Raw genomic sequence first — 16,739 nt, 5'->3', positions numbered from 1 at the left:
TCTCTGCTTCTTCATGCGTCCGTCCTCAATGGGCCGGACTCTAATCCATTCTGGAGGAAATTCTCAGTGGCAGGTCAGACTAATCATAATTACATTGGTGGATCGGGGAATTCTCCCTGCTAACACACACTCGTTCAACATTTTGACCAGCTTGCCTTTGGTCGAGTCCGCCGGATAGAACTGATGCAATGCGAGATTGGGAAAGCGCCTTTTCACTTCGTCAGCGATGTCATCGGCAGGTGCGAAGTGAGGAAGTATAGAGTCGTATGACGCGAGGATACTTTTGTACTTGCGGATACTACCCACGGATGTCTGAAGCCGCTCCGCAAGGTGCTCGCGATCTATACGCCCCTTTTGAGCTTTGGGAAAATGCCCAGCCATGACGCACTCGTTGAGCAATCGTACGAGTTGGCCGCGGGTCGAGCCAGGTTCATTGTCCTGGTGAATGGCAAGTTCAGGAAAGCGAGCCACAACCTGGCTTGCGACATCTCGGCTGTCCAAACGTTCACCGACTTCGGAGACAGGGTCGCAATGCTCGCCGCCAAGCAAGGCTTCGAGGGGCTCTACCATTTCAAGGACTTCGTCATAAGATGAAAATATAGCGTTGTATCTGAAAAGCGCTTCTTTCGCGACCCCAAGTAGCCGAGCAAAGCGAGATCGATTGATCCGCAATCTATTATGTGATCGAGGGAAGTGCCCTCTTTCTAAACATTCGTTGAGTGAATGCACGAGCCTCGCTTTCAGCGAACCGGGCTCGTAACTCTGATGGACAGCGAGAATGGGGAATCTTCTTGCAACCTCAGGCGCAACCTCCTCCGGCACGTACCTCTGCTTCCAAGGATCGTCAGACATTTCCGAAGGCATATTTCTATGTAGCGTCACTCATAGTCCCCGTTATGTTGTCACACACTCAACGACTTGGCCGAGCATGCTCACCTCATCGAACCAAGTTTTTAGCGTGGCGACGCGCGTGGGGAAATTCGCCCATAAGAGATACCTCGAATGGGATAAGTCCTAAAAAATCGAAGCCTTGTTGGCTGACCGCTTGATAGACTACCAGCTGATCGATCGATCAGAGATCTCCAGCGGGCTAGACGGCGACTGGAACATCGATGGCCGGATGCGGATCGTATCCAGTGACAATGAAGTCATCAATCCTATAGTCATCAATTGACGCCGGGCGACGTCCAAGACAAAGTTTCGGAAACGGCTTTGGCTGCCTACTTAAAATCGTCTGGGCGTAATCAATATGGTTGAGATAAAGATGAACGTCGCCACCTACCCAGACCAACTCGTTCGGCACCATATCGACCTGCTGCGCAACCATGTGAAGCAGCGCTGCTTGCTGAGCGATGTTGAAGGGGTTTCCTAAACCTATGTCACATGATCTCTGGCCAACGAGGAGAGAAAGCCTGCCCTTTGCGGACGTCTCTGCCGTGCTATCAGGCATATCGCTTACATAGAACTGATAGGTCATATGGCACGGGTGAAGCGCCATCTGATCAAGCTCGCCAACGTTCCACGCATGGAAGAGCATCCGACGGCTGGCAGGATTTGTCTTCAGCGTCTCGATGACACCAGCGATCTGATCGTGCTCTTTGCCGTGGGCGTCAACCCAACGCCTCCATTGCTTTCCATATACAGGACCGAGATCGCCCCACTTCTGTGCAAACTCGTCATCGGCGAGGATCTTGGCCTCGAAGTCTTCCTGAGAGATCTCCGCGCCTGTAGCTTTGCGGTAAGCCGCCAACGGCCAGTCGGTCCAGATACGGACATTCTCGCGCAGAAGCGATTGGATGTTAGTCTGCCCCGTTAGAAACCAGAGCATCTCTTTGACCGCAGTTTTCCAGAAGACACGCTTGGTGGTGTAGACTGGGAAGGTACCATCAGAGAGATCGAACCGCATCATCGCGCCGAACGTCGAAAGCGTTCCGGTACCAGTGCGATCGATACGGCGATCACCCTTTTCCACCAGGTGTTCGATAAGATCGAGATACTGATATTCGGGATGGCGGGCCATTTAGGATTTCCTGTGTGAGCCAAACAAGTGTGTCAACGGCGACAGTGACCAGCAAGACATCGAGTAGAAGAAAGATATTGTGGCGGTTAAGCAGCTGAGTGTACCAGTACCGATCCTTGTACCGAGAAAAATCTTTTGAGCCAATTAGTTAGAACAGAATGTACGGACTTGATGTCGGAAAACGACTGCACTCCAAGAAAAATGTCGGCGGAACGCTGGTAAAGCTGGCAGGACAGCTTCCCGTCATTCACGTAGAACTGGAACAGGCAGTGGCACGGCGGCAGGGCCATCTCGTCCACCAGCGCCGGGTTCCACGCCGACACGATGTGGCGCCGCGAATGCGGGTTCTTGCGGATGCTCTCGACCACGGCGGCAATCTGGTCGAGGTGGCGTCCGTCATGGGTCGGCCAGGACCGCCACTGGTAGCCGTACACCGGCCCGAGCTCGCCCTTTTCGTCCGCCCACTCGTCCCAGATGGTAACGCCGTTCTCCCGCAGATAGGCGATATTCGTCTCCCCCCTCAAGAACCACAGCAATTCATGAATGATCGAGCGCAAATGCAGCTTCTTCGTCGTCAGGACCGGAAAGCCTTCCGAAAGGTCGAAGCGCATCTGATGGCCAAAGACGGAGCGCGTTCCGGTTCCGGTCCGGTCGGAACGGTCGGTTCCGTTTTCCATCACATGGGCGAGAAGATCGAGATATTGCTGCATGGGGACGGCCGTCGGTTGGAGTTCACGCTCCAGTCTAGGGCGAAGACGGCGGCCGACCAATGGTACAGACCGCCTTTTCCCGGCTTTTCGATGGCAGCACGCTCAGGCGAGCGCGGAGAGCTTGCCCAGTTCCTTCGCCGTCAGGTAATAGAAGGTCACGCGAGACTTCGAGCGGTCGTCCGCCATCGCGGCGCAGACCTTTTCCACCGCCTTGTCCGCCGCCTCTCCGGTGACGCCGAGTTTCTTGGCGCACCACTTCTCCTTGACCCGCTCCAGTTCGTCGGGGTCGCTGCAGGAGACGAGCGAGGAGTCGCGGTTTCGCAGCGCAATTCCCAGATGGCTGACGATCTTCTTCACCACGGCTTCGTCGGCGCTGCTGTCGTATTTGCGCACGTCTGCCAGATAGTCGGTCATGCGGTCCTCCTCTATCGTTTTCGGCAACAACCTGTGCGGCACGTGAACCACCGGAAAACAGTCTTTTCGCGCCAAGATGGCAAGTCAAGCGCAAATGAACGTGTGGTTCGAATTCTCCGGCAAACGGCTGAAGATTTGCCACAAGGACCTTTTCAGACGGGCACGAAGCTCCTATATGTCGGGTGCTGCCTTGGCAGCTATGGCAATAAACGGGCGGTGTAATAAACCCATTGGACCCGGGGGCGGTACCCGGCGCCTCCACCAAAAACCGATCGGCAGCAGATCGGCTTTTGATGGGGGCGAAATAGGATCGACAAGGGCGTAAAGATCGACTTTTTGCTCGGCATGATACCGCCGTTATCGGGTCAAAAATGTAGTTGCAAACGACAACTATGCTGAAGCACGTCTCGCTGCTTAATCGCAGTGCGACACTTCAAATCAAGCCCTTGCGGGTAGCACCGTAAGGCGGGGTCCGAAGGCACCTGGCAACAGAAGCCTTCACCTTCTCCCCTCACCCGAAATGGTTTATAGCTGTCTTCCAAGATGACTCGCGACGCTCCGGCGCGGCTCGATCCGGCGGACAACCGACTGGAAACAGCCGATCGACGTTTGACGCCGTCGACGGTTTTCGGCAAAAGGCAAAAAAAGAGACGATCAGGAAAGACAGGCTGTAATGGCGCAAGACCACATCCGCTATGACATATTGGCTCAGGACGCCCTTCGCAGCGTCATTCGCAAGGTCCTGAGCGAAGTGGCGGCAACCGGCCATCTGCCCGGCGATCATCATTTCTTCATCACCTTCCTGACCGGCGCGCCCGGCGTGCGCATTTCGCAGCACCTGAAGTCCAAGTATCCCGAGCAGATGACCATCGTCGTCCAGCACCAGTTCTGGGATCTCAAGGTGACCGAGAGCCAGTTCGAGATCGGCCTCTCCTTCTCCGACACTCCGGAAAAGCTGGTCATCCCGTTCAACGCCATCCGCGGCTTCTATGATCCCTCCGTCAGCTTCGAACTCGAGTTCGACGTCGCCGCAGGCGAGGAGGAAGAGAACGACGCCGCCGAGGTCACGGCATACCCGGCCGAGAAGGCCGAGGAAGCGGTCGACGAGACCCCGAACGCCGGCGGTGACGACGACGGCAAGAAGCCGGGTGGCTCGGTCGTCTCGCTCGATTCCTTTCGCAAGAAGAACTGATCGATTGGAGGCGGCATGAGCGACGTGGTCAATCTCCGCCAGTTCCGCAAACAGAAGGTGGTTTCCGAAAAGGAGCGCCAGGCCGAGCAGAACAGGATTTCCTTCGGCCGCACGAAAGCCGAAAAGAACCTGACCCGGGCCTTGAACGACAAGGCGGCGAAAGCGCTCGATCAGGGACGGCTCGAGAAGACGGACGGCCACTCCGATTGATGGCGCGCCTCGTCGCCGTTTACGCGAAAGTGGTGCCGTTTCAATACCTTGCGATGACGCACTGAATCGATCCTCCAACACCTTGAATCGGAATGTGAGCCCAGCGGTGATCCGCAAGCACTCCGCCACACTGCACGGCCATCGCACCAGCTTTTCCCTGGAAGAGCCGTTCTGGGTAGAACTCAAATCCATTGCGGCAAGGCGCGGGATTCCGCTCGCCGCGCTCCTGTCGGAGATCGACGATTCGCGTCCGGCCGACAGCAATCTGTCCTCGGCGCTGCGCGTCTACGTGCTGGACGCGGTGAAGGCCCAGATCGGGGAAATGGCGCCGCCAGAGGAGTGCTCGGGCTAACGCGGGAGACGGCAGTCTATCGCCGCCAACCGACTCCGGTCGCGGCGGCTGCGCTTGCTGCTTCGCTGAAGTGTTCAGTTCACGCCCGGCAGCGCATCAAAATTCAGGTCCTGTCCGCTAATGGGCGGCAAATCCTCGCGGATCACGCCCTGATTGGGGCTGACCCCGATTCCGGTGCCAGGCGCGACGGACTGTCGCGCCTGCTCGGCCGCCCGGCGCTCCGCTTCGATCCTCGCCTCGCGTTCCAGTCGATCGCGCTCGGCCTGTTCCATTGCCGCCTGTCGCCGGCGCTCCTCCTCGAGCGCCTGGATGCGCATCGCTTCGGCGAGCGCCGCCCGGGCCTGCGCACGCGACCGATAGAGTGCCGCCTCGCGCCGCAGGCGCTGCTTCTCCAGCACGGTTGCCTGCAGCATCTCGACCCGGCGCCGCTCGCGCTCGAACTTGCGCAGCGACAGGTAGTTGCTGAGCGGCTGCGCATCGATGCGCATCGTCGGCGCGGTGATCGGCCCCTCGAAGGCGAGCACGATTTCCGGCTCTCCGCCCGCCACCGCCTCCTCGCCGGCGTCAAGCCGCATGGCAATCTGGCCCGTAAGCACACGCCCGGGCAGGTCTATTTCCGCCTCGCCAGCGAAGTTTGCCGCACCGTCCCCACCCGTGATCGCCTCGGCGCGAAGCTTTCCCGAAGCGATGGTGAAGGGGATCGCCACCGCACCGAGGCGTGCCTCGCCGCGCAGGGCCTGGGCGCGCGCAATCGCGTCGACCTTCGTCTCGGTGATGTCGCCCTCGACAGCATCGGCCGAGGCGAGGATCGCACCGAAGGCGTCGCTGCTCATCCCGCCCAGCGTCAGCCCTTCGGTGTGCACTTCGCCCGATCCGCTTGTGGCCTCCAGCATCGAGGCAACGCTGTTGCCGGAAGCATCGAGGGCGAGGGTCATGTCAGCCGCCCCCGCCGCTACCGGACCTTCGGCTCCCGCCCACACCAACCGCGAAACATCGGCGCCGCTCAGCTTCAGGCGTGCTTCCAGCAATCCATTGCCCTCGGCATTGGCGAGCTTCAACCGGCCGCCAACTGAACCGCCAAGCCAGTCTCCAGCCAGGTCGTCGAGGCCCAGGCCGCCGCCCGTCCAGTTCAGCACCGCATTGAAATGCTCCACCGGTTCATTAAGTCCCGTCCAGAACTGTTGCGCCGCGAGGCGAACAGTCAGATCGGCGTTGTCGCGGGTCGGAACGCCCAGCGTCGCGCGATTGAAGCCGTTGCCACCGGCATCGTCGACCGGCCCCAATATGCCTTCCGCCAGCCAGGCCAGATCGATCGTGTCGAAGGTCAGGTTCCCGCTGCCCTTGAGGACCGGCGCCGCGCGGTCGAGCACGAGCATTCCGGACAGGCCGTTTCGGTCGATCTTGCCATGGATGTCCTCCAGCCGGACCGAAGTCGCGTCGATAATCGCCTTCGTCGTCAGCGCGACAGGCAGCCCCGCCCCTGTTTGCGGCAACACGACACCGTTCATCAGGAGGTAGGGCTCGATATCTCCGGAACTGGCGGTGATATCCAGTTGCCCGTCGAGGAAATGGGACGCCGTCAGGTCGACCCTGCCGTCCGCGCGGATGGAGGTTCCGCTCGTGGTGAAGGAGAGCGTCACATCGGCCGGACCGGACTTCGACTGCCCGATCTTCATCGCGACGATGCCGTTCGGCTCCGCATCGAACGGCAACGGACCGAGCCCGAGCTGGCCGACAAGCACGACCGTGTTCGGGTTTTCCAGCGTCATCCCCGCCTCGATGTTATCGCCGGCGATGAAGTCGCCGAAGGCGCCGGCGGAAACGCGCGCATCGACACGCCCGCCATTCACGTTGCCGGCAAGGATGATGCCCACCGGACCGCTCCTGTCGCCGGGCAGCGCCAGCGTCATCTTCAGATCGGCGTCGTCGTAGTAGCCGGCGCTCCCGACCAGACGGTCGAGCACGGGATGCGGCGGAAGATGCCGCGCGAGCAGGTCAAACACCGGCTGCATTCGCGCCGCGCGCAGGGACAGGTCCAGCCCCGCGGAGGGCGAGGAAACCGTTCCGCCAACCTGCCCCTTGACCGACACAGCCGCTCCTGCAACTGACCCCACATCGAGGCGACTGACGTTCACCACGCTGTCGCGCAACGACATCACGGCCCGGACGTCGCGCGCCTCCTCACCAAATGCGGCGAAGTGCTCCGCCTTCAGGTCGATCGCGATGGAATGGTGCAGCAGCGCGGCGCTCGAGGCGTCGCCGACCACCAGACCGGCAAGGGCCTGAAGCGTTTCGATCTCCACCCGGTTGCCGCCCAGCTCGATTGACAGCGCCGGCGCCTCCCCCTGGCGCGACTGCCGCTCGATCCGGCCCTTGAGGGTTGTAGCACCGGCAGCAAGCTCAAGATTTTCGAATCGCTGCAGTTCAGCGGTCAGGTCGACCTTGGCGGCGAAACCGGCACTCTTCAGCTTGCGGATCTCCGGATCGACGGAGCCTGCGAGCCAGGCAGCAAAGCCCGATGGCTGGTTGGAGGCAACCAGCAAGGCGCCAGTGAAACGGCGGCTGCCCTTGAGCGTAAGCCGCCCTTTCGCCTCCACGGTCGTGCGGCCCGGGAATTGTGCGGTGCCGCGAGCGACGATCCAGCCGTCCCCGTCGGGCTCGACGTCGAGCATTACCTCGCGCACCGTGGTGTCGCCGATCACGAGCGCCGGCAGCTTCAGGCTCGCGCGCCCGGTCACCTGCGGCACGGGAATATCGGCCAGGATCGCCAGCAGTCCCTGCAGGCGCTGGCGGGCGGTCGCTTCCGGGTTGCGTCCCGTCTTGCCCTGCCTGCCGTTATTGCCGATGCGGTTGACGTCGATCTGCTGGCCGTCGGCGATCAGGAGGAACTCCGGCGCCTTACCGGTGTCGAGCGTCGCCTCGCCCGTGACGATGTAGGGATCGGCCGGATCGCCCGCCTCGAGCGTGTACTGGGGGACGCGCAAGCGTTCGTTGGAAAGCTCGAAGTCTCCCGAGACGCCCAGCGGCTTGGCCGGATCACGACCGTCCGGTCCCTTCTTTTCGGCAAGCGCAAACGTTCCGCGATACTGGGGCCGGAAATTGACGACCTTCAAGTCGCCGTCAAGATCGGCGGTGAACGACAAACCGTCCGGTACGATCCGCGTCTTCAGCTTCAGCACGCCGTTGTCGTCCAGTTGCCCGGTCGACATCTGGAACGAGCCTGTCGTGCCGTCGACCGCGCCGCGCCCGTCGATGCGCCAGGGACCACCGAGCGAGCGCGCCGACAGCCGCGCATCCAGCCCGGTGAAGCGGCGCGTCCGACCCGCCTGTTCATCGATGAACTCGATCTCGCCGCCCGTCACCTCGACATTTTCCAGAACAACGGTCTTGGTCGGAATGTCGGCCTTGCGTCCGCGCGCCCAGTCGAGCGTGCCATCGGAAAGCAGCGTCAACCGCACCTTCGGTTCCTCGACACGCATGTCGAAGATCAGCGCCTCGCCGCTGAGAATGGGCGCCAGTTCCGCGTCCATCGAGAAGCGGCGGACAGTGACCGACGGCTCGGTCCCGTCCTCCTCGCCGACGCGCACGTCGTTCAGCGTGACGGAGGGAAAGGGAATGAGGCGGGCGTCAACGCTGCCGTGAACGACGACCTTCCGCCCCACGATGCGGCTGGCCTCGCGTTCGAACTCCTGACGGAACCCGGTCCAGTCGACGAAAAGCGGCGCGAGCAGGGCTGCAAACAGCGCCAGCACCACCAGACCGCCTATCGCCAACATTACCCGCGAGAGCACGCCGCCAATCCCGTGACCCAATTCATATTCCGCGCCAGGGCCGGGATCGCGCGCGCATCATTGCATATTCGCCGCCCCCAGCAGGCACCGTCGGTCCGACTATACGCAGGATCATCGGCATCTGTCTCATTGCAAGGGAAAAATCTTTCCCGGATTGAAGATGTTATCCGGGTCCAACGCCAGCTTGACCTGCCGCATCACGTCGACTGCCGCGCCAAGCTCCCGCGGCAGGAAGGCCTGCTTGCCCTGCCCGATGCCGTGCTCGCCGGTGCACGTGCCGTCCATCGAAAGGGCGCGCGCATTCAGCCGCGCCACGAAGGCCTCGACCGCGTCGATCTCCGCCGGATCCTTGTCGTCGAAGACGACGCTGACATGAAAATTGCCGTCGCCCGCATGCCCGACGATCGGCGCGAGCAGTCCGTGCCGTTCAATATCGTCTTCGGTTTCCGCCACACAGTCGGCAAGCCGCGAGATCGGGACACAGACGTCCGTCGCCAGTACGGAGGCGCCGGTCCGCAGTGCCTTGGCCGCCCAGTAGACGTTGTGGCGGGCCTTCCACAGTTGCGCCCGCTCCTCGGCATCCGACGTCCACTGGAAGTCGCCGCCGCCGCATTCGGTGGCGACTTCGCCGAACTGGCGTGACTGCATGGCGACGCTTTCCCCGGTACCGTGGAATTCGACGAACAAGGTCGGCTGCTCGGGCAGCGTCAGGCCGGAATAGGCGTTGCAGGCCTTGATCTGCAGCGCGTTGACGAGTTCGATCCGCGCCACGGGGATGCCGAGTTGGATCGTCATGATCACGGCGTTGCAGGCGTCCTTCAGCGTCGGGAAACCGCAGATGCCGCCGGCAATCACGTCCGGAATGCCCTGCAGCCGCAGCGTGACGGAGGTGATCACGCCGAGCGTACCCTCCGACCCGACATAGAGGCGCGTCAGGTCGTAGCCGGCCGAGGACTTCCGTGCCCGGCGCGCGGTGCGGATTTCCTCGCCCTTGGCCGTCACCACCGTCACCGCCAGGACATTGTCCTTCATCGTGCCGTAGCGCACGGCGTTGGTCCCGGATGCGCGCGTGGAGGCCATGCCGCCGATCGAGGCGTTCGCCCCGGGATCGATCGGGAAGAACAGGCCGGTGTCGCGCAAGTGGGCGTTAAGCTCCTCGCGGGTGATGCCCGGCTCGACCGTGCAATCAAGATCCTCGGTATTCAGTTCGAGCACACGGTTCATCTTGCCGAAGTCGATCGAAATGCCGCCGTTCGGCGCGTTGACCTGTCCCTCGAGCGAGGAGCCGGTGCCGTAAGGGATGATCGGAACCTTGTGCTCGGCGCACAGGCGCACCGCTGTCTTCACATCCTCCGCGCTCTCGGCGAACAGCACACCATCGGGGGCCTGTGCGGGAATGTAGGTGGTCGTGTGGGCGTGCTGCGCCCGTATTGCCTCACCCGTTTGGAAACGCATGCCGAAGACCTGCCGAAACGCCGAGACTGCGGTTGAGATCGCTTCTTCGTTGCGCTCACCTGCGCTGATATCCGATAGAGCCATGCTCGTCCTCCGCCTCTCGTCGCGGCGTTATGGGCAAAATTCCACGCGCGTGTCCATAACAAGTTTCGACCGCGGACAGAGACAGTCCGTCCGCCCGAACGACGCTATGTTATTAAATGTAAAACACATCGCTTTGGTTGATAATTGCACGCATGGATGGAGAGGAGTTCAGCCATGAACCCGCGCAATGTATGGACAATCGTCGCCCTCATCATTGTCCTGATCGTTATCTTCTTCGGCTACAGAATGCTCAACGAACGTACGACGACCGCCACGAGCACGGCGCCGGCGCCGGCAACCGAACAGTCGGGCTCCGCCCCGGCTCCGGGCACCACGGCACCCGCATCGCCCACACCCGCAACACCTGCCCCGGGCACCACGACGACGGAAACAAAACCGGCGGAGGGTTCACAGACCGGAACGGGCAACTGACGGTACAAGATCACCCGCCGACGCGGCGATCCCGGTTGCCGTCAAGATATCGAACAGACTTAGCGGCCAGTCAGGCTGCGCATATCATTCCGCTGCCTGCGACCCCGGCGATGCGCCCCGTTGCGCCAGCTTGACCGGCCGCAGTTTCGGCCCGCTGGCCGCATCCATTTCCATCCGAAGGCGGTTTTCCTCGTCGGCGTGCGGCTTGGTGAACCGGGCGATGGTCAAATAGGCGACCGGCGTCAGGTACAGCGTGACGATGGCCGCGAGTCCGAGGCCACCGACCAGAACCCAGCCGAGCGCGATCCGTGCTTCCGCGCCCGCTCCGCTCGCCAGCACCAGCGGCAAGGCACCGACGATCGTTGCGATCATCGTCATCATGACCGGGCGCAGGCGGATGTTGGACGCATTTTCGATGGCGCTGCGCACGTCCTGTCCGCGGTCGCGAAGCTGATTGGCGAACTCCACGATCAGGATGCCGTTCTTGGCCATGATGCCGACGAGGAGCACGAGCCCGATCTGGCTGTAGATGTTGAGCGACGTGCCTGTGAGGATCATCGCGAAGACGGCACAGGCAAGGCCGAGCGGCACCGTCGTCATGATGATCAACGCGCTGACGAAACTCTCGAACTGGGCCGCAAGCACCAAGAAGATGATGACGAGCGCGAAGCCGAAGGTGATGAACAGCCCGTTGGCGTTTTCGTCGAGCGTCGCCGCCTCGGCCATCGGGATAAGGCGCGACCCTTCGGGCAGCAACGGCTCGGCCATCTGCTCGACCATCTTCAGCGCATCACCGAGCGCAAATCCGTCCTTCAGGCCGGCCGAGAGCGATACGGCGCGCAACTGCCGCTCGCGCGACAGCTGCGGGGCCACGGCCTGCTCCTTCAGCGTGGCGATCGAGGACATCGGCACGATCTTGCCGTCGCCCGTCTTGAGGAAGATGTTTTCAAGGTCGGTCGGATCGTTGACCGGATTGGTCGTCGAGGACAGGATCACCGGATAGGCCTGCCCGTCCACATAGACGTCGACGATGCTCGAGCCATCGATGATGGCCTTCAGGGCGGAGGAAAGCCCATTAATATCGATGCCGAGGTCGGAAGCCCGTTCGCGATCGATGGTCACCGAAAGCTGCGCCTGGTTGGCCTCATAGTTCAAACGCACGTTCTCGAAGCGGCCGCTGTCCTCGATCTTGCGCACCAACTCGGCCGCGGCATTGCCGAGCTTCTCGTAGTTGTTGCCGACGAGGGCCACCTGCAGCCCGTTTCCGGCACCGCGGATGCCGAGGCTGTTCGGCTGGATCGCGAAGGCGCGGACGGAGGGAACCTGCGCGGCGGCCGCGTTGATGTCGGCGACGATCTGCTGCTGGCTGCGATCGCGTTCGCTCCAGGGCGCCAGCGTCAGAACCATGAAGCCGCTGTTGGTCGACCCGCCCTGGCCGGAGATCGAATAGATGTTGATGATCTCGCCCGCCTCGTAGAGAGGGCGGAGCTTGTCTTCGATCAAGCGCATCTGTTCCTGGGCATACTCCAGCGACACCCCCTGCGGTGCGCTGATGCGCATCATCACCAGCGAGCGGTCCTCGCTCGGTGTCAGCTCCGACTTGAGCGTCAGGAAGGACCCGGCGCCGAAAGCGGTGAAGAGGAGCGCGACCACAAAGACAATCAGAGGCGCATTCAGGCAGGCCTTCAGCGAGCGGCGATAGAAGGCGGCGCAGAGATCGCCAAAACGCCCGAGAATGCCGCCATGGCCATGGTCCGTCGCCTCCTTCGTCAGCATGCGCGAGGCGAGCATCGGGCAGAGCGTCAGCGCCACGAAGCCGGAGAGCAGCAGCGCAAACGCCAGCACGAAGCCGAATTCGCGAAAGAGCCGGCCGGTCTGGCCCGGCAGGAACGAGAGCGGCACGAAGACGGCGCAGAGGGTGGCCGTCGTGGCGATGACCGCGAAGAACACCTCCAGCGTTCCGAGCACCGCGGCCGCCCGCGGCCCCAGGCCCTCGGCACGACGGCGAACAATGTTCTCCAGCACGACGATCGCGTCGTCGACGACGAGGCCGGTGGCGAGCACGATCGCCAGAAGGGTGAGGATGTTGATCGAGAAGCCGGCGAGATAGATCGCCGCGATCGTGCCGATCAGGGCGATCGGCATGCTGATCGTCGGGATCAGCGTCGCCCGCCAATCGCGCAGGAACAGATAGATCACGAACGTCACGATCAGAACGGCGGCCAACAGAGCGATCTCCACCTCGTGGAGCGCGCCTTCGATGAAGACCGCGTCATCGCTGGTGACGCGCAGTTCGGTCCCTTCCGGCAGGATCTTCTTGAGCTGTTCGACGGTTGCCCGGATGCCGGCGGAAATGTCGAGCGTATTCGACTGCGCCTGGCGGATGACACCGAGGCCGATGCCCTGCCGCCCGTTCGAGCGAAGCGCTGTGGTGCCGTCGTCCGGCCCGAGCGTGATCGTCGCGATATCGCCGAGCCTGACGCGGTTCTGCAGCATCAGGTTCTCGAAGTCTTCAGGCGTCGCGAGGTCCGCCGTCGCGCGAACCGTGATGTCCTGGTTCATGCTGGTCAGCGAGCCCGCAGGCACGTCGAACGAGGCGGTCTTCAGCGCCGTGCTCAGATCGCCGATCGTCAATCCGCGGCTTGCGAGCTTCGCCTGGTCGATATCGACGCGGAACACCTTTTCCTGCTCGCCTGAAACGTCGATGTCGGCCACGCCCTCCACGGCCGCCAGCCGGTCGGTGATCTCGTTCTCCGCCAAAAGCGTCAGGTCCTCCATCGACAGGCGATCGGAGGTCAGCGCAAGCCGCATGATCGGCTGGCTGTCGGCGTCGGCCTTGACGACGCGCGGCTCCTCGGCACCGTCGGGAAGCTGGTTGGCCACGCGCCCGAGCGCATCGCGCACGTCGTTCGCCGCCTGGCTCACATCGGTCGTGTCGCTGAACTGCAGGGTCACGCGGCTGCGGCCAAACGACGAGGTGGAGGAAATGTCCTTGATCCCCTGCACCCGCGACACGGCCCCCTCGACGACGTCGGTCAGTTCGCGGTCCACCGTTTCGGGCGAAGCCCCCTCGAATACAGTCGTGACGGTGATCACGGGCTGATCGACCGAGGGCAGCTCACGGATCTCGACGCCGTTGAAGGCGGCGAGCCCGGCAACGACAATCAGGGTGTTGACGACGAGCGCAAAGACGGCGCGACGAACGAAGAGTGCGGTAAAGCCCGCCTGGCCGCCACGCATGTCTGTAACGGCTTGCCGCTCTGCCATCACGTGCCCTCCGCGACCGGGGGCTGCTGCGCATCCTTGCCGACACTGAGGATCTTGACGTCGCTGCCGCTACGCAGCCGCTGCAAGCCCTCGATCGCCACGACTTCGTTTTCCGCCAGCTCGGCGTCGACCAGAACCTTGTCTGGGTTGCGCTGGATGATCTTGACCGGGACCTTCTGCGCCTTGTCATCGACAATACGCCAGACATAGGAGCCGTCGGCACTCCATTGCAGCGCCAGGGGATCGACGCTCGGATAGCGATCGCCCTCGAAATGCATCGTGACGGAAAAGGACATGCCGGCGCGCAGAATGTCGTCCGGATTGTCGATGCGCGCGCGTACCCGCAGTGTCCGGCTTGCCTGGTCGATCCGATTATCGACAGCCTCGACCGAACCGGTAAAGACCTCGCCCGGCCGCGCGATCGCCGTCGCCGACACCGGCCCACCGGCGCGGATCTTCGGCACGAAACGCTCGGGCACCCAGAAGTCGACGAGGATCTCGGAGCGGTCGTCGATGCGCGCGATTTCGCTCGAGGTGGTGACATAGTCGCCCGGATTGACCGAAATGATGCCGACAATGCCGGCGTAGGGCGCGTTGATGTCGCGGCGGCGCAGGTCAAGCTCGGCCTTCTGCAACGCAAGTTCCGCTGCCTTCAACTCATCGCGCGCGTCCTGGATCGCAACATCGGTGACGGCCGCGGCCGCCTTGAGGTTTTCGTATCGGTTCAGCTTGTCCCTCGCCCGGTCGAGGGTCAGGCGAGCCTGATCCGCGGCGATCTTCTGCTCGTCGTTGTCGAGTTGGGCGATCAGCTCGCCCTGCGTGACCCGGTCGCCCGACTTCACCACGACTTGTGTCAGGTTGCCGCTCGAATAGGGGGTAACGACCACGGTCCGGATCGCCTCGCCGTCGCCGATGGCGCTGAGGCGGTCGTTGACCAGGGTCATTTGCACGGGTTTCGTCACCACCAGCGTCGGCCCACCGAAACCGCCGCGCTGGCCATTGCCCTGCCCGCCTTTGCCCGCCTTGCCGCCGTCAACGGCGCTGCTCGGCGCCACGAGCGCGACCAGACTTTCCGGCAGGCCGGCCGACTTGAGGGCGTCTCCTGCCCCGGGCGCCAGCCGGCCCCAGACGAGCAGGCCCGCGCCGACCACGGCAAGGCTTACCAGAAATTGTTTCCAAAGGCGCATTGAACTCTCCGGGCAAGGGTCGACGCTCCGCGTCGGCGCGGTTGCCGTATAGGGCAAGTATCGTGTCTTGCCCATGAACCGGCAATGAAAGAATGCGATCATTACGGAATTGTAAGATTTGCGCGAAGGTTCGATTGCAACCACTATAGATCGCAGCCGCCGCTGGCGCTGGAAGCCGTCGCCAACTGCGCGTTCCGACACTCGTGCAAGATTTGTTATCGTCGGCGGGCTTCACGCCGCCAAACATGTCCCATCTGCAAGGAGGCACGCCATGAGCACCGTCAAGCCCGCCGCCGACCCGGAGACCGATCCGCGCGTCAAGGCCGTCTTCGACGACATCCGCACCACGCGCAATTCCGACTTCATCAACAACATGTGGCTCTACCTTGCTTACGACCCCGCCCTGCTGGAAAACACCTGGCGCGAGGTCAAGGCGATCATGGCGACACCGTCGACGCTCGATCCGCTCGTCAAGGAAATGCTCTACATCGCCGTATCGGCCACCAACGGCTGCAGTTACTGCGTTCACTCGCATACCGCAGCGGCAAAGGCGAAGGGCATGAGTGCCGCGCAACACGCCGAACTGATGTCGATCATCGCGCTCGCCGCAAAAACGAACCAGCTGGCAACCGCGCTGCAGGTGCCGGTCGATCCGGCATTCGACGCCGACCGGAACTGATTCGGCAACGCCGCATCCATGGTCGGCCCGAACGATCTCTGTGCGTGCCGCCCGGCCGCGGGTCCCCGGCCGCGGTCCCTTCTACTCCCTCCGCGGCATATCGGACACAGTTCTGGCGACATCATTCCCATGACAAAGATGTGATCGCCATCGAGCCTTGTCATGCCGTCGGGAACATGGGTAGGCAACGGCCTGCACACACCCTTCCCGGAAAGAAACTCCCTGAAATGTCGTCTGCATCTCTTACGTCCCGGAGAACGTTCATTTTGACTGCCGCTGCCGCGGCGTTGGCGGGCTGTACCACCACAACACCGAGCGGCAAGGTCGCGCCCATCCCACAGGCGCCGCGTCGTCCGACCGTACCTCCGACGAACCCCGAACTGGATGCCATGTACGGCCCGGTCGAGGATGGCGGTCACTCGATTCCCGCCGTTCCGTACCAGCAGATCGATCCCAAGTTCTACCGGCAACGCGTTGCGAACCCCACCGGGGAGCCGGCCGGAACCGTGGTCGTCGACACGCCGTCGCGCTTCCTCTATCTCGTCGAGCCGGGCGGCACGGCAATGCGCTACGGCGTCGGCATCGGCCGCGACGGCTTTTCCTGGCAGGGCGAAGGCGTCATCCACTGGCGCCAGCCCTGGCCGCGCTGGAAGCCGCCGAATGAAATGATCAAGCGCCAGCCCGAACTCGAGAAATACTCCATCGCCAACGGCGGCATGGCGCCCGGAGTGAGCAACCCGCTCGGCGCACGTGCTCTCTATATCTTCAAGGACGGCAAGGACACGCTGTACCGACTGCACGGAACCCGGGAGTGGAAATCAATCGGCAAGGCCGTCTCGGCTGGCTGCGTCCGGTTGATGAACCAGGACGTGATCGACCTATACAAGCGCGTACCCTATCACGCCCGGATCGTCGTCCACCAGGAAACCCTCTATCAGTCCTGATG

Annotated in this window: 13 protein-coding genes, 1 other RNA gene and 1 pseudogene; 7 read left to right on the top strand and 8 right to left on the bottom strand. The window is 62.5% G+C overall.

Annotated features, from left to right (window positions below):
- Nucleotides 1–63: 63 nt before the first annotated feature.
- The 4 genes and pseudogenes from JNC62_RS12775 to JNC62_RS12760 form a co-directional block, all read right to left on the bottom strand.
- Nucleotides 64–570, bottom strand: coding sequence for a hypothetical protein (locus JNC62_RS12775; protein ID WP_374839296.1), 507 nt, complete (start codon nucleotides 568–570; stop codon nucleotides 64–66).
- A 520-nt stretch (nucleotides 571–1,090) separates the two neighbouring features.
- Entirely contained in the window at nucleotides 1,091–2,020 is a 930-nt protein-coding gene (gene thyA, locus JNC62_RS12770; RefSeq protein WP_374839294.1) for a thymidylate synthase, read from the bottom strand.
- A gap of 95 nt (nucleotides 2,021–2,115) precedes the next feature.
- Nucleotides 2,116–2,730: pseudogene (locus JNC62_RS12765) on the bottom strand (thymidylate synthase); the annotation flags it as partial.
- A 102-nt stretch (nucleotides 2,731–2,832) separates the two neighbouring features.
- Entirely contained in the window at nucleotides 2,833–3,144 is a 312-nt protein-coding gene (locus tag JNC62_RS12760) for a DUF2853 family protein (RefSeq protein WP_374839292.1), read from the bottom strand.
- Between the two features lie 145 nt (nucleotides 3,145–3,289).
- Between JNC62_RS12760 and ssrA the strand changes: the two genes are divergently transcribed.
- The 4 genes from ssrA to JNC62_RS12740 all read left to right on the top strand — a co-directional run bounded on the left by ssrA (nucleotide 3,290) and on the right by JNC62_RS12740 (nucleotide 4,898).
- Nucleotides 3,290–3,647, top strand: a transfer-messenger RNA (tmRNA) gene (ssrA, locus tag JNC62_RS12755).
- 170 nt (nucleotides 3,648–3,817) lie between these two features.
- Nucleotides 3,818–4,336: an SspB family protein gene (locus JNC62_RS12750; RefSeq protein WP_374839290.1), complete on the top strand. Its 519-nt coding sequence runs from the start codon at nucleotides 3,818–3,820 to the stop codon at nucleotides 4,334–4,336.
- Between the two features lie 15 nt (nucleotides 4,337–4,351).
- Complete coding sequence (locus JNC62_RS12745; RefSeq protein WP_374839288.1) at nucleotides 4,352–4,546, top strand: DUF4169 family protein; 195 nt, start codon at nucleotides 4,352–4,354, stop codon at nucleotides 4,544–4,546.
- A 106-nt stretch (nucleotides 4,547–4,652) separates the two neighbouring features.
- The gene (locus tag JNC62_RS12740; RefSeq protein WP_374839286.1) at nucleotides 4,653–4,898 is read left to right on the top strand and encodes a ribbon-helix-helix domain-containing protein; all 246 of its coding nucleotides are present in this window, start codon (nucleotides 4,653–4,655) and stop codon (nucleotides 4,896–4,898) included.
- Between the two features lie 74 nt (nucleotides 4,899–4,972).
- Here the strand turns inward: JNC62_RS12740 and JNC62_RS12735 are convergent, their stop codons facing one another.
- Together JNC62_RS12735 and JNC62_RS12730 are read right to left on the bottom strand one after the other, a co-directional pair.
- Nucleotides 4,973–8,674, bottom strand: a complete 3,702-nt coding sequence (locus tag JNC62_RS12735) for an AsmA family protein (RefSeq protein WP_374839314.1) — start codon at nucleotides 8,672–8,674, stop codon at nucleotides 4,973–4,975.
- A gap of 141 nt (nucleotides 8,675–8,815) precedes the next feature.
- Entirely contained in the window at nucleotides 8,816–10,228 is a 1,413-nt protein-coding gene (locus JNC62_RS12730) for an FAD-binding oxidoreductase (protein ID WP_374839284.1), read from the bottom strand.
- Between the two features lie 174 nt (nucleotides 10,229–10,402).
- On the opposite strand from JNC62_RS12730, the gene JNC62_RS12725 reads away from it, so the two are divergent.
- Nucleotides 10,403–10,660 (top strand): dynamin, encoded by a 258-nt coding sequence (locus JNC62_RS12725; protein ID WP_374839282.1) that lies wholly within the window; start codon nucleotides 10,403–10,405, stop codon nucleotides 10,658–10,660.
- A gap of 84 nt (nucleotides 10,661–10,744) precedes the next feature.
- Here JNC62_RS12725 and JNC62_RS12720 read toward each other — a convergent pair whose 3' ends face one another.
- Together JNC62_RS12720 and JNC62_RS12715 are read right to left on the bottom strand one after the other, a co-directional pair.
- Nucleotides 10,745–13,927 (bottom strand): efflux RND transporter permease subunit, encoded by a 3,183-nt coding sequence (locus JNC62_RS12720; protein ID WP_374839280.1) that lies wholly within the window; start codon nucleotides 13,925–13,927, stop codon nucleotides 10,745–10,747.
- On the bottom strand, nucleotides 13,927–15,114 hold the full coding sequence (locus JNC62_RS12715) for an efflux RND transporter periplasmic adaptor subunit (RefSeq protein WP_374839278.1): 1,188 nt from the start codon (nucleotides 15,112–15,114) through the stop codon (nucleotides 13,927–13,929). The genes JNC62_RS12720 and JNC62_RS12715 overlap by 1 nt, the downstream gene beginning before the upstream one ends.
- Before the next feature lie 271 nt (nucleotides 15,115–15,385).
- On the opposite strand from JNC62_RS12715, the gene JNC62_RS12710 reads away from it, so the two are divergent.
- Nucleotides 15,386–15,793: a carboxymuconolactone decarboxylase family protein gene (locus tag JNC62_RS12710; protein WP_374839276.1), complete on the top strand. Its 408-nt coding sequence runs from the start codon at nucleotides 15,386–15,388 to the stop codon at nucleotides 15,791–15,793.
- Between the two features lie 227 nt (nucleotides 15,794–16,020).
- Nucleotides 16,021–16,737: a L,D-transpeptidase gene (locus tag JNC62_RS12705; RefSeq protein WP_374839274.1), complete on the top strand. Its 717-nt coding sequence runs from the start codon at nucleotides 16,021–16,023 to the stop codon at nucleotides 16,735–16,737.
- Nucleotides 16,738–16,739: the final 2 nt, after the last annotated feature.

Origin of the sequence: Mycoplana ramosa (genome assembly GCF_041930185.1) — a bacterium.
GTDB classification, from domain to species: domain Bacteria; phylum Pseudomonadota; class Alphaproteobacteria; order Rhizobiales; family Rhizobiaceae; genus Mycoplana; species Mycoplana ramosa.
The sequence above is the reverse complement of the archived record's forward strand: the minus strand, read 5'-3'. Positions and strand labels throughout refer to the sequence as shown.